This is a genomic window from Halomonas sp. BC04, assembly GCF_000568385.1.
Genome location: NZ_AZQX01000187.1, coordinates 1 through 12,792 on the forward strand (window position 1 = coordinate 1; position 12,792 = coordinate 12,792).

The 12,792-nt window shown below is 63.9% G+C and carries 12 protein-coding genes and 1 pseudogene; 9 read left to right on the top strand and 4 right to left on the bottom strand.

Going from position 1 to position 12,792, the window contains the following annotated elements; all coding sequences use genetic code 11:
• Both purE and Q427_RS13340 read left to right on the top strand, forming a co-directional pair.
• A partial coding sequence (gene purE / locus Q427_RS13335) for a 5-(carboxyamino)imidazole ribonucleotide mutase (RefSeq protein ID WP_043514625.1) occupies positions 1-382 on the top strand: 382 nt, incomplete at its 5' end.
• Between the two features lie 23 nt (positions 383-405).
• Positions 406-1,517 (top strand): annotated as a pseudogene (locus tag Q427_RS13340) (5-(carboxyamino)imidazole ribonucleotide synthase).
• Between the two features lie 389 nt (positions 1,518-1,906).
• Here the strand turns inward: Q427_RS13340 and Q427_RS32280 are convergent.
• From Q427_RS32280 to Q427_RS32290, 4 genes are read right to left on the bottom strand one after another with little or no spacing between them, the layout of a single operon-like run.
• Positions 1,907-2,155: a hypothetical protein gene (locus Q427_RS32280; RefSeq protein WP_197030633.1), complete on the bottom strand. Its 249-nt coding sequence runs from the start codon at positions 2,153-2,155 to the stop codon at positions 1,907-1,909.
• Positions 2,131-2,478, bottom strand: coding sequence for a hypothetical protein (locus Q427_RS13345; protein WP_197030634.1), 348 nt, complete (start codon positions 2,476-2,478; stop codon positions 2,131-2,133). Before Q427_RS13345 ends, Q427_RS32280 begins: the two co-directional genes overlap by 25 nt.
• The gene (locus Q427_RS32285; RefSeq protein WP_197030635.1) at positions 2,478-2,969 is read right to left on the bottom strand and encodes a hypothetical protein; all 492 of its coding nucleotides are present in this window, start codon (positions 2,967-2,969) and stop codon (positions 2,478-2,480) included. The genes Q427_RS13345 and Q427_RS32285 overlap by 1 nt, the downstream gene beginning before the upstream one ends.
• Positions 2,959-3,918, bottom strand: coding sequence for an ethylbenzene dehydrogenase-related protein (locus tag Q427_RS32290; protein ID WP_197030636.1), 960 nt, complete (start codon positions 3,916-3,918; stop codon positions 2,959-2,961). The genes Q427_RS32285 and Q427_RS32290 overlap by 11 nt, the downstream gene beginning before the upstream one ends.
• A gap of 199 nt (positions 3,919-4,117) precedes the next feature.
• On the opposite strand from Q427_RS32290, the gene Q427_RS13355 reads away from it, so the two are divergent.
• From Q427_RS13355 to Q427_RS13385, 7 genes are all read left to right on the top strand, one after another.
• Positions 4,118-5,413: a ferredoxin reductase family protein gene (locus tag Q427_RS13355; RefSeq protein WP_043514644.1), complete on the top strand. Its 1,296-nt coding sequence runs from the start codon at positions 4,118-4,120 to the stop codon at positions 5,411-5,413.
• The gene (locus tag Q427_RS13360) at positions 5,410-6,249 is read left to right on the top strand and encodes a cytochrome b5 domain-containing protein (RefSeq protein ID WP_043514628.1); all 840 of its coding nucleotides are present in this window, start codon (positions 5,410-5,412) and stop codon (positions 6,247-6,249) included. The genes Q427_RS13355 and Q427_RS13360 overlap by 4 nt, the downstream gene beginning before the upstream one ends.
• A gap of 113 nt (positions 6,250-6,362) precedes the next feature.
• Complete coding sequence (locus Q427_RS13365; RefSeq protein ID WP_043514630.1) at positions 6,363-8,687, top strand: putative bifunctional diguanylate cyclase/phosphodiesterase; 2,325 nt, start codon at positions 6,363-6,365, stop codon at positions 8,685-8,687.
• Between the two features lie 54 nt (positions 8,688-8,741).
• Entirely contained in the window at positions 8,742-9,701 is a 960-nt protein-coding gene (locus Q427_RS13370) for a LysR family transcriptional regulator (RefSeq protein ID WP_043514633.1), read from the top strand.
• 205 nt (positions 9,702-9,906) lie between these two features.
• A complete protein-coding gene (locus Q427_RS13375; protein WP_231613687.1) occupies positions 9,907-10,410 on the top strand; it encodes a TRAP transporter small permease subunit in 504 nt (167 codons plus the stop codon).
• Positions 10,407-11,729: a TRAP transporter large permease gene (locus tag Q427_RS13380; RefSeq protein ID WP_043514640.1), complete on the top strand. Its 1,323-nt coding sequence runs from the start codon at positions 10,407-10,409 to the stop codon at positions 11,727-11,729. Before Q427_RS13375 ends, Q427_RS13380 begins: the two co-directional genes overlap by 4 nt.
• A gap of 126 nt (positions 11,730-11,855) precedes the next feature.
• Positions 11,856-12,792: TRAP transporter substrate-binding protein (locus Q427_RS13385; protein ID WP_043514643.1), on the top strand; the 937-nt coding region annotated here is incomplete at its 3' end.

The window sequence follows — 12,792 nt, forward strand, 5'->3', positions numbered from 1 at the left end:
TTCTGCCCACCGCACCCCGGACCTGCTATTCGACTATGCCAGGTCCGCCGCCGAGCGTGGCCTTCAAGTGATCGTCGCTGGTGCCGGTGGTGCGGCACACCTGCCGGGCATGGTGGCGTCCCAGACGCCGCTGCCGGTACTCGGTGTGCCGGTGGAATCGAAGGCACTGAAAGGGCTCGACTCGCTGCTCTCCATCGTGCAGATGCCGGGCGGCATCGCCGTGGGCACCCTGGCCATCGGCAAGGCGGGCGCTACCAACGCCGGGCTGCTGGCCGCCCAGATCGTCGGCCTGCAGGACGGTAGGGTGCGTGCCGCCGTCGAGGCCTTCCGCGCCGAACAGACCCAGGCGGTGCTCGACAACCCCGACCCTCGCTCCGAATGAGCCAGCGAGAGGAGAGCAGTGACATGACCATCGGAGTCCTCGGTGCCGGCCAGCTAGGCCGCATGCTGGCCCTGGCCGGCTACCCACTCGCCAACCGCTTCACCTTCCTCGACACCACCGGCCACCCCAGTGCCGGTATCGGTGACGTCATGGTCGACACCGACCAGAAGCACCTCCAGGCGTTCCTCGAGAAAGTGGATCTCGTTACCTACGAGTTCGAGCACCTGCCGGTGGCGCTGGTGCAGGCCATCGAGGAGGTCAGGCCGGTCTATCCCTCCAGTGAGGCGATCCGGGTCTGCCAGAACCGTGCCGAGGAGAAGGCGCTGTTCGATCGCCTGGGCATTCCCACTCCGGCCTATCGCCTGGTGGAGCACGCCGACGAGCTGGAGGCCGCGGCCCGCGAACTGGGCTGCCCGGTGGTGGCCAAGTCGGTGACCGAGGGCTACGACGGCAAGGGTCAGGCCGTGATCCGCGACCCGGCCGAGGCCCATGAGGCCTGGCGCAGCATTAACCATCCCAAGTTGATCGTCGAGGCCTTCGTCGACTTCGTGCGTGAGGTGTCGATCATTGCCGTGCGTGGCCGTAACAGCGAAGTGGCCTTCTACCCCATGGCCGAGAACCTGCACGTGGATGGCATCCTGCGCTATTCGCTGGCGCCGATGCCGGACCTCGACGAGGCGGTGCAACAGACCGCCGACGGTATATCCGCGCGCTGCTCGACGAGCTCGACTATGTCGGTGTGTTGACACTCGAGCTATTCCAGACCCGTGATGGCCGACTGCTGGCCAACGAGATGGCACCTCGCGTGCACAACTCCGGGCACTGGAGCATGGACGGCGCTGTAACCAGCCAGTTCGAGAATCACCTGCGTGCCATCCAGGGCCTGCCACTGGGCGATACCGCCGCGCGCATGCCCACCTGCATGGTCAATGTGATCGGCCAGGAGGGCGACCCGGCGGCAATCCTGGCCATCCATGATGCCCACCTGCACCGCTACGACAAGAGCGAACGCCCCGGGCGCAAGCTGGCTCACGTCAACCTGGTCGCCCCGAGCCACGACGCGCTGCTCGACAAGGTGCGTGCCTGCGCGGCGCTGCTGCCGGATGCACCGGCACCGCGCTTCAGCTTCGAGTAGTCGCGCTCCTCTGCTATACAGAAGACCCCGCCATGAGCGGGGTCTTCTGCGTTCAGGGAGTGGATAGGGCGTCCATAACGAAACCTGATTACGCATAAGACGCATAAGACGCAGCAGGCGCCTGGCGGAGGCCGCCGCGTTGGCGGTGATCGTTGGCGTCGGCAAGACTGCCGGCAGGCTTGTGCTCGCCTGCAATCCGGATCCTTTCACGCTAAAGCTTCCTCCGACAGCGTCGAGGCAACGTTGGTGGAGAAAGCAGCTGTTGGAGCGCTGGTTTCCATCGCGACTGGCGCCGATAGGCGCCTGGCAGGGGCTGATCAACATGCGTAATCAGGTAACCAAAAGGGCTCCGTTCGGGAGCCCTTGATGGTAGCCACTCGGTTCAGCGTTTATTCGAGCGTAGCCTTACCAGGTTTCAGGCGGCCTGACGCACGGTACCCGAGGTAGATGCCTCCCAGGCCTGCCAGCAGCAGGAGCAACAGCACCCAGTAGGGTGTGTAATAGGTGGTGTAGACGTTCCAGCCGAGCAGGCCAAGGACAGCGGACCAGGGAGTGGCCTCGCCGAGCATATGTCCGCCCAGTGTGCCGGCGGAAGCCAACAGGAGGCCGCCGATCAGGCCAGCACCACCAGTGCCCAACGACGGCTTCCGTCGAAGGCGGCGTCGCCTGCCCGCCATACCAGTGCGGTGAGCATGGTGAAGACCCCCAGCGACCAGAAGGCCATCAGGATATGGTTGCGGGCCAGCGGGCTGGTGATATTGGCCTGCATCGGCCAGACCATCAGTCCGCTGACAATGCCTGCTACGCCCCCCAGCACGCTGATTACCAGTACCGGCAGCAGCGCAGCTCGACTGATGTCGGCTAGTCGGCCGGAGAGGAAGGCGCCGATCAGGATCATCAGGATGGCGAGCGCCCAGAGCGCCAGTGGAAAGTGCACGAGCATATGATGCATGGCAGCCATTAGAGGTCTCCCTTGTGAGTCGGGCGGAAGGCAGGTATCAGGGCTAGCGTCAGCCCCAGCATCAGGAACAGTCCGCTGAAGAGCGTCAGACCCCAGCGCGCGGTGATGGGGCCGTTGAACTCCATCTCCATGCCGTAGTAGGCCAGCTGCTTCTCGTGATGGCGGGCACGAACCGCGGTGCCTTCGGCGATATCTTGGGCGCCGGCATGGGCATCGCTGATCAGCAGTGGCCAGTTGACCTGCCCCGGGTAGAAGAGCGTGATCTCGCTCCAGTCGCCGGACCACTCGGGATCACTGCCGTTGAGACGCTGGGCCTGGATATCCGCGTCGCGGCCGAGCCCCAGGCTGTAGGGCATCGAGACGTAGTGCCAGCGGCTGCCGGTGGCGTCGCGGTGCACCGCGATACCGAGGTCGTAGCGCCCCTGTTCGTGGAAGACCTTGTCATCCAGAGGCTTCCGGTATCCATGGCGCGCACCAGGGTCACGTCCCAATGACCATCGGCCCAGCGAGCATCGCCATGGACCCGAATCGCCGCGCGGGAGCCTCGGGCTGGCGCAGCAGGCGGCGTGGAATCACGTCGCCGTTCTGCCAGTCGTGGTCGGGGTCGAATTCGATGGCAAAGTCCTCGGCCAGGTAGTAGAGGCCGTCGAAGTCGTAGCGGTTCGCGGCGATATCCTCCCAGCGCAAGGCGTGGATATCCACCGCTTCGGGGTCGAACATCCAACTGGGCCGTTCGTTCTCACCATCCCAGTTGGTCGTGAAGGGGCCTGTGCCGGCATCACTGTTGCGGTATTCGCCGACCCAGTTATCGTCGGACATGCCGATGGGGTTGGAGCGTCCCGCACGCCAGTGCCACAGGTCGAGGAAATAACCGGCCTCGCGCTGGGCGCCCAGCAGGTCCTCATTCACCACGCTGCGCCAGTCATTCTGGTCCGTACGGGTGGCCGGTAGATATTTGCGGACATCGCTGCGGCCCAGTGTCTCGCCGAGGTGAGGGTGCTCACGGACCTCATCGGCACTGGCCACATCAGGAAAGTAACGCATGCCGCTGCCCACGGTGATGTAGCCGCCATAGCGACCGAACTCCGGCACGCTGCCATCGTCCACCAGCATGGTGACACGGTCTTCGTAGGTATTGTCCGGATCCGGTCCGACGGGCGAGGCGCCATGACGATGCCACACGCCATCCTCGTAGCGCAGCATGTCGTGGTAGACATAGGCCTGTTCGGCGGGCCAACGATAGCGGAAGAAGACCTCGTCATCGTTGTAGGCCACCTGGAGCTGCAGCGGCATGAGCAGCTCGTCGGGAATGTGGATATTGCGGTCATGGTCCTTCTCGATCACGCCGCTGCCTTGGGTTGCCCAGGTCAGCGCCAGCGCGGCAGGGAGTGCCAGCGCCAGCCAGGGCGAAACCCTGTGGCTCATCTTGTTATTAGCCATAGAGGCTCCTCGGTCTATGGATATGGTTTGTTGTTTTGGTAAGTATCGACGTCAGGGAGGCCTTCCTGAACTTCAGTGTGGTTGACGCGCTGTATGACGCGTTGATTTGGGTCACACAACGGTGCGTTAGCGCTAGACAGGGTTGCGCAATGGAAATAGTCAGCAAGAATGAGAGAGTCTGTTCTTGATGGAGCCCAGCATGCCCCTGCGACCTCGCTATGGCGACCTGCTGTTGATCGTCCTCCTTCTGCTGCCGCTTCTGGTGGCGCTGCCGCGACTGGGTGGTATGGGAGGCCCACCGGCGGCCTGGCTCTCCTGGGTGGGGCAGGTCAGCGGCATCCTGGGGCTGGCGATGATGCTGCTTGCAGCAGCGGTCAGTCTGCGGCTGCCGGGTTTCGATCGCCTCTTCGGCGGGCTGGTGCGGCTCTGGAAGATGCACCACTGGATGGGGTTCGGTGCCTTCATCCTGGTCATGGTGCATGTGCTGGCCCTGGCCCTGGCGGCGGTGCCGTCCTCGCTGGATGCCGCGGTGACAACCCTCTTTCCTCCTGTCAGCCATGGCGCGATCTGGCTGGGCTGGTTCGCCTGGCTGGCCATGGTGATCTTCCTGGCACCCACCTTCGACTTCTTTGGCCAGCCCCACTACCAGCGCTGGAAGCGTCTGCACCTCGTTTCGGCGGCGGCAGTGCTGCTGGCGCTCTGGCACGTCCTGCTGCTGGCCGGTGAGACCTGGCCCTGGTGGCTGCTCGGTATCGCCGGGCTCGGTGCCATCGCCTGGCGCAAGCTTCTCTCCCCCCGCTGGTCGCGCCTGCCTTACCGGATCACGTCTGTGGACAGACTGGCGCGGGGCGTGGTGGAGCTGGTGCTTGAGCCCGAGGGGCGACGCATGAGGCATGAGACAGGGCAGTTCGTCTACCTTTCACCGCTGGACGAGACCCTGACCGCCGGCCGCGGCGAGGAGCACCCCTACACCATTGCATCGAGCCCAAGCGACAATCAGCTGCGAATCGGCATCAAGGAGCTGGGTGATGCCAGCCGCGCCCTGCAGTCGGTGACGCCGGGAACCCGGGTGTTGGTCGAGGGGCCCTATGGAGAGTTCTTCGGGCGCCGCTTCCCGAAGCGCGACATGCTCTGGCTGGGCGGCGGCATCGGCATCACGCCCTTCGTCGGCGGGGCCCGTGACCTGGCCTCAGGGGGGAGCTGCAAGGGCCATGTCCACCTCTTCTATCTCGCCAATAGCCCTGACCGTGCCTACTATCAGAAGGAACTCGGGGGCATTGCCGAAGCTCACGAGTCCTTCAGCTTTACCCAGCATTACTCCAGGGAGCGAGGACGGCTGGACGAAGCCTTCCTGCGCCAGCACTGCCCCGACTACGCGGAACGAGAAATCTATATCTGCGGCCCCCCGGGAATGAACGATCACCTGCAGCGACTGCTGACCGACCAGGGCATTCCTCTCTCACGCATACACAGCGAGGTCTTCGATTTCCTATGAACAAGATCGCCTATACCGCCTTTATCGCTTTCCTGGCCAGTATCCTCACCCTGCTCTCGGCCAGCGCATTGTCCCAGGCAGGGGAGGAGGAGCGCTCCGACGACGACCTCGACACGATCACCCTGGACGAACTGGCCGAGCACGACTCCGCCGAGAGCTGCTGGAAGGCCATTCATGGTCGGGTCTACGACGTCACCGAGTACATCCCCGATCACCCCACCGAAGAGGAGGTGATGCTGGAGTGGTGTGGCAGGGAGGCCACCGAGGGCTGGGACAACAAGCGTCCCGGGGTGCCCCACAGCCCAAGAGCCGAGGGGATGCTCGAGGAGTATCTGGTCGGGCGTCTGGTGGACGAGGACGGGGAGCCGGTCGAGTCCCAGGCCGTCGAGGAAACGTCCGAGATCGCCAATGACACCGACACCGCCGAGGCGCGCCTTTCGCCAGCCGAGGACGAGCGCCTCCACCGCGCCATGCTGGGCATGCCCCTGGATGGCCACTACCGCGGTGTCTTTACCGACCGCGGGATCATCCAGGTCAACATCACCTTCGACCTGCGCGATGGCCACTTCGAGTCAGTCAACTATCGCTACCTGGCCTACCGTGGGGTGGACTACCTGGCACTGGAGGAGGGCGACGAACTCTACCCGGTCATGGTGCAGCATCGCCAGATCGCCGAGCGCCTGGAAGGCGAGCCCGTCACGCGCATCTTCAGGCTCTATGAGCCCGAGCGCATGGTCGACGATATCGATGGCTACAGCGGGGCTACGTTGCGCGGGGCCAAGGTGATCTCGGCGATCCGGGATGGCCTGAATCGTGGTGTCTATTCCTGGCCTTGAACACGACAGGGAGTCCCCCGACCGCCTTGCGTTGAGGGCGGCTCCCTCGCTATATCCGCCGGCATGCGGTAAAGATAGGAGCCACGACAAAGTAATCGATTCGGAAGCATCGCATGCCCGTCCTTCCCTCGGAGGAGCGCTTCGAGAGCCTCGGTGCGCCTCTGCCTGTCTCGCCCCAGCGCCGTCAGCTCGTCCAGGAGCAGGTTCATCTGCTCTACGAGCGGCTGTGGCAGCCGGTGCTGGCCAGTGTAATGGGAGCGTGCCTGCTGGTTGCCGCGATGTGGCCGTTATTGCCCGCCACACTGTTGGTCGGATGGCTGGCCGCGCTGGTGGTTGTCTCCTGCAGTCGCCTGGGACTCGCCTGGTATTACCATCGTCTTTCTGCAAGCCGTCGTCGTCAGCGGCGTTGGCTGTACCGATTCGCCTGGGGGGCCGGTATTGCCGGCACGGTGTGGGGCGCTGCGGGACTGCTCATGTTCACCATGGAGCATCCCGGTCAGCTGGCTGCCCTTGCTATCGTGCTGGCTGGGGTCACCGCTGGAGGGATGACCACCCTGTCCTCGGTTTGGTGGGTGGCTCCCATCTTCATCCTTCCCACCATGCTACCTATGCTGGGCCAGTTGCTGCTGTACGGGACGTCGTTTGCCTGGCTGCTTTCAGCCATGGTGGTGCTGTTCCTCGGACTCCTGTTGACGGTCAGCCGCCGGCTCTACCGCATCATCAGTGACAATATTGCCCTGCGCCTGGCCGTCACCTCACGGGAGACCCAGCTGCGTGAGAGCGAGGGTCGCTATCGTGCCATCTTCCGCCACACGCCCCTGGGGGTGATGCACTTCGACCGGGAAGGGCGTGTCGTCGACTGTAACGAGAAGTGCCTGGATATCCTCGGGGCGAGCCGGCAACGCTTGCTGGGGCTTAACCTGCTGGAACAAGTGGAGGACAAGCGGGTGTCCGGAGCGGTCCGCCAGGCGCTGGCCAGCGGGACCGGCTATTACGAAGGAACCTATCGCGCCATTCTCAGCGGCAAGCTGACGCCGCTGCGCGCCTTCTACAACGCCCTGCGCAACGAGAAGGGCGAGATCGTTGGCGGTGTGGCCCTGATCGAGGACTTCACCGAGCGCAAGCGAGCCGAGGAGATCATTCATCGCCAGGCCTATTTCGACCCACTGACAGAGCTGCCCAATCGCCGCCTGCTGATCGAGACCCTGGCTTCCACCATCCGGGACCGCCGCGATGACGGTCGTCTGGGCCTGGTGATGTTCCTCGACCTCGACCGCTTCAAGATGATCAACGATTCCCTGGGTCACACCGTCGGTGACGAGCTGCTCAGGCAGCTAAGCAAGCGGCTGCTGGTCTGCATGCGCGACGGGGACATGGCGGCTCGCCTCAGCGGCGACGAGTTCGTGGTGCTGGTGCCGGCGCTGTCGGGGGACCGGCAGGCCGAGCTGGTGAGGGCCGAGCAGATGGCCCGGGACCTTCTCACCTCGCTGCGCAAGGTCTATGACCTCGAGGGGCATCGGATCAGCGTCACGCCGAGTATCGGCTATACCCTCTTTCCTCTTTCTGTCGACGATGACGTGGGCGATGTACTGCGACATGCCGATACCGCCATGTACCAGGCCAAGGTCAAGGGACGGGCCCAGGTCTGTGGTTACGAGCCGGCGATGCAGACCCAGATCACCTGGCGGCTGGAGATGGAGCAGGCGCTGCGTCGGGCCCTGGCAGAAGATCAGCTCTGTGCCCACTTTCAGCCCCAGCTGGACCAGGACGGGCGGATATTCGGTGTCGAGGGGCTGATGCGCTGGCAGCATCCGGTCCATGGCTGGATATCGCCGGAGGTCTTCATTGCCATCGCGGAGGAGAGCGACCTGATCGTCGAGCTCGAGACCTGGATGCTGGACAACTGCTGCGAGCTGTTGACTCGACTGCCGGCCGAAACGCTGCCTCGCCTGTCGGTCAACATCAGCGTGCGACACTTCACTCAGCCTGGATTCGTCGAAGGGGTGACCTGGGTGCTGGGCACTCATGGCGTCGATCCGTCGCGGCTGACCATCGAGCTGACCGAGAGCATCATGATCGACGGTCTCGGTGATGCCGTCGAGCGCATGCATCAACTCAAGCGGCTGGGAGTCAATCTGGCCCTGGACGATTTTGGTACCGGTTTCTCCTCCCTGACTTACCTCAAGTGCCTGCCGCTGGACGAATTGAAGATCGACCGCAGCTTCGTCAGCGACCTGGACTCCGACAGCAACGACGCCGCCATCGTCGAGACGATACTGGCCATGGCGCAGCATCTCGGCATCGAGGTCGTGGCCGAGGGTGTCGAGAATGAGGCACAGCTGGACTTCCTGCTGAACCGCGGCTGTCGTCGATTCCAGGGCTTCCACTTTCATCGGCCCATGCCCGGTACGGCATTGGAGCGGCTTCTATCCGACTGAGCAGGACCGGTCCAGGTTTCGAGTTCGTCGTCATATGATGAGTCAGGAGGAGCAATGCGAAGCGGCTTCGGGTTCGACCTGCGCAGCATGGAAATCTTCGTCGAGACCCTGGAGCAGGGCAGCCAGAGTGCCGCCGCCCGGCGGTTGGGGCTCAAGCAGTCGTCGGTGTCCCAGAGCCTGGCCAACCTCGAGGAGGGGATGGGGGTGGCGTTGTTCAAGCGCAACACCCGGCCGCTGGAGCCGACCAGTGCGGGTCGCTTCTTCTATGACCGTGCCCGGCGCCTGCTGGAGGAGGCGCGCAGTACCCGTCGTGAGCTGGTGTCGGGCGCCTTCGGGCAGCTTCACCAGGTGCGCCTGGCGCTGGTCGATTCCATGGCCACGGCCGTGGGGCAGCCGTTGATCGAGTTGATCCGGCGCTATACGCGGGACTATACCCTGACCACGGGGTTGTCCCATATGCACAGCCATGCCCTGCTGACCCGCCATGTGGACATCATCATCTCCGATGATCGTCTCGAGAACTATGATGGCCTGGAGCGGCATGCCCTGTTGCGCGAACCCTTCGTGCTGGTGGTGCCGCTCGGCTGGTCGGGTCCCTTGGACAACCTTCGCTGGATCGCCCGTCAGCTCGACTTCGTGCGCTATACGCCGCAGTCGTTGATCGGCCAGGCCATCGAGCGCCATCTGCGCTTGAACAAGCTGGAGCTACCGGCCCGACTCCATCTCGACAACACCTTTGCGGTGCTGCGCCTGGTCAGCGCCGGAGCCGGCTGGACCATCACCACGCCACTGTGCCTCTATCAGGCCGGACTGGAGAGCCTCAAGGTCCAGRTMGCGCCGCTGCCGTTGGCGCCGCTCAGCCGCGAGTTGACKCTGGTCGCGCGTCGCGACGAGCTGGGCGACCTGCCCGGGTTACTGGCCCGGGACAGCCGCCGCCTGCTGGAACAACGCTTCCGTGGTCAGCTCGACCAGGCCCTGCCATGGCTCTCCGCGGAGGTGTCTACCCGCACCTGAGTACCTGATAGACGATTCATGGCTCAGCGGGGGAGATGGGCCGGGGGGATGCCCAGCCCGAGTTCACTATCGATTTTATCGATAGTCGCTGCGTCACCAACACCGATGCTCTTTGCGGTACGGAGAAAGACCGGCCAAGACTGAAACGCACTGTTTCAAGCCGCACAGGGTTTTTCCCGACATGCCAAGAACAATAAGACGCTATGTGCGCCTCGTCGATCGCCTCAATCGAGGGGTGGGACGGCTGGTCATGTACCTGGTCTTCGTGATGATGGCGCTACTGCTCTATGCCTCATTCTCGCGTACCGTGCTCAACAGCCCGCTGATGTGGGGCGTTGAGATGTCCCAGTTCATGCTGGTGAGCTACTACCTCCTGGGCGGCGCCTATGCCATGCAGATGGGGTCCCATGTGCGCATGGATCTTTTCTATAGCCGCTGGACCCCTCGCACCCAGGCGCTGGTCGACGCCATCACCATTCTCTTCCTGATCTTCTTCCTGGTCACGCTGTTGCTGGGCGGCATCTCCAGCACCCAGTACGCGCTGCAGTACGGACAGCGCAACTACTCCGCCTGGGCGCCACCGCTGGCGCCGATCAAGATCATCATGTGTACCGGCATCCTGCTGATGCTGTTGCAGGCTATCGCGACCTTCTTCAAGGATGTCGCCACGGCCCGCGGGCAGGACATCTATGCGGAGGATGCCGAATGAGCTACGAGATGATCGCGTTGATGATGTTCTCGAGCATGATGCTGCTGCTGTTGACCGGCCAGCGGGTGTTCGGCGTCATCGGCTTCGTCGGGGCCGCCTCGGCGCTGCTGCTGTGGGGCGATGGCGGGGTGGAGATGCCGTTCAACGCCAGTTTCGTGCTGATGAACTGGTATCCGCTGCTGACCCTGCCGCTGTTCGTGTTCATGGGCTACATGCTCTCCGAGTCGGGCATCGCCGGTGACCTCTACGAGATGTTCCATGTCTGGATGGGATCGCTGCGGGGCGGCCTGGCGGTGGGCACCATCGGCCTGATGGTGGTTGTCTCGGCCATGAACGGCCTGAGCGTGGCCGGCATGGCGATCGGGGCCAGCATCGCCTTGCCGGAGCTGCTCCGCCGGGGCTACGACAAGATCATGGTCACCGGGGTGATCCAGGCGGGAAGCTCGCTGGGGATCCTGGTGCCGCCCAGCGTGGTGCTGGTGCTCTACGGCATGATCGCCCGCCAGCCGGTGGGCAAGCTGTGGCTGGCCGGGGCGATTCCCGGGCTGATCCTGGCCGCCATGTTCGTGATCTACATCGTGGTGCGCTGCCGGCTGCAGCCGAGCCTGGGGCCGGCCTTGCCGCCGGAGGAGCGCAACATGAGCCTGGGTGCGAAGCTCAAGCTGCTGCGCGCCGGGATCCTGCCGCTGCTGATCTTCTTCTCCATGACCGGACTGTTCCTGATGGGAGTCACCAGCCTGGTGGAGAGTGCCGCCTACGGCGCCTTCGCGGCGACCCTCGCGGCGCTGTTCAAGGGACGCCTGACCCGGGCCGTGATCGAGGTCACGGTGCGCCGCACCCTGGGCATCAGTTGCATGTTCATGTGGATCATTCTCGCCGCCCTCAGCTTCGGTGCGGTGTTTGATGGCCTCGGGGCAGTGCGGGCGATCGAGAACGTCTTCCTCGATCGCATGGGGCTGGGCCCCTGGGAGATCCTGCTGATGATGCAGCTCTCCTACATCCTGATGGGCATGTTCCTGGACGATACCGCGATGCTGGTGATCGTGGCACCGCTCTATGTACCGCTGGTGGTGAGCCTGGGTTTCGACCCCGTGTGGTACGGCGTGCTCTACACCATCACCGTGCAGATCGCCTACATGACGCCCCCGTTCGGCTACAACCTGTTCCTGATGCGGGCCATGGCGCCGCCGGAGGTGTCCCTGGGTGACATCTACCGCAGTGTCTGGCCCTTCGTGCTGATTATGCTGCTGGGGCTGGGCTTGATCACCGTCTTTCCGCAGCTGGCGCTGTGGCTGCCGGAGCTCTACTACGGCTACTGAGATCAATGCTTTCTTCATGGGGTGACCCATGCCCGCCGGGGCAAGGAGGGGAACACAGGGGAATGACACCGCGCCTGGCGTGCCAGGCAAGTGAAACAACAACAAATCGCTATCGGGAGAATGAAAATGACCAACCGCAACAGACGCGACTTTCTCAAGAAGGCCGGGGTGGCTACCGCCGCCACGGTGGGTGCAGCCACTGTCGGTGCCCCCTATGTCCACGCCCAGTCGCGCACCCCCATTCGCTGGCGCATGCAGACCTATGCCGGGCCGGCGTTAGCAGCCCACGTCATCAAGCCCTCCATCGACGCCTTCAACAAGGCCGCCAACGGCGAAATGGAGATCGAGCTGTTCTATGCCGACCAGCTGGTTCCCACCGGTGAGCTGTTCCGTGCCATGCAGCGCGGCACCATCGACGCGGTGCAGAGCGACGACGACTCGATCGCCGCCCCGGTGGATGTGTCGGTCTTCGGTGGTTACTTCCCCTTCGCCTCGCGCTACAGCCTCGATGTGCCGGTGCTCTTCGAGCACTACGGCCTCAAGGAGATCTGGGAAGAGGCCTATGCCGAGATCGACGGCGTGACCTGGCTCGGTGCCGGCGCCTGGGACCCCTGCAACTTCGTGACCCGGGATCCGATTCGCAGCATCGAAGACCTGCGCGGCAAGCGCGTCTTCACTTTCCCCACGGCGGGGCGCTTCCTGAGCCGATTCGGCGTGGTACCGGTGACGCTTCCCTGGGAGGATATCGAGGTCGCCATGCAGACCCGCGAGCTCGACGGAATCGCCTGGGCGGGGATCACCGAGGCCTATACCGTGGGTTGGGCCGATGTCGCCAACTACTACCTGACCAACAACATTTCCGGCGCCTGGGCCGGCTCCTATTTTGCCAACTCCGATCGCTGGAACGAGGTGCCCGAGCACCTGCAGATGCTGTTCAAGCTCTGCATGGACAATTCCCACTACTACCGGCAGCACTGGTATTGGTGGGGGGAGGCGCACTATCGCACCACCGGTGGCAAACTGGAGCTGACCTCGATTCCAGAGGAGGAGTGGCAGACCCTGG

Bases quoted from the DNA above. Each gene is read 5' to 3' on its own strand.
- Q427_RS13345 (WP_197030634.1), bottom strand. From the start codon at position 2,478: ATGGCTGCCATGCATCATATGCTCGTGCACTTTCCACTGGCGCTCTGG.
- Q427_RS32290 (WP_197030636.1), bottom strand. From the start codon at position 3,918: ATGGCTAATAACAAGATGAGCCACAGGGTTTCGCCCTGGCTGGCGCTG.
- Q427_RS13355 (WP_043514644.1), top strand. From the start codon at position 4,118: ATGCCCCTGCGACCTCGCTATGGCGACCTGCTGTTGATCGTCCTCCTT.
- Q427_RS13360 (WP_043514628.1), top strand. From the start codon at position 5,410: ATGAACAAGATCGCCTATACCGCCTTTATCGCTTTCCTGGCCAGTATC.
- Q427_RS13365 (WP_043514630.1), top strand. From the start codon at position 6,363: ATGCCCGTCCTTCCCTCGGAGGAGCGCTTCGAGAGCCTCGGTGCGCCT.
- Q427_RS13380 (WP_043514640.1), top strand. From the start codon at position 10,407: ATGAGCTACGAGATGATCGCGTTGATGATGTTCTCGAGCATGATGCTG.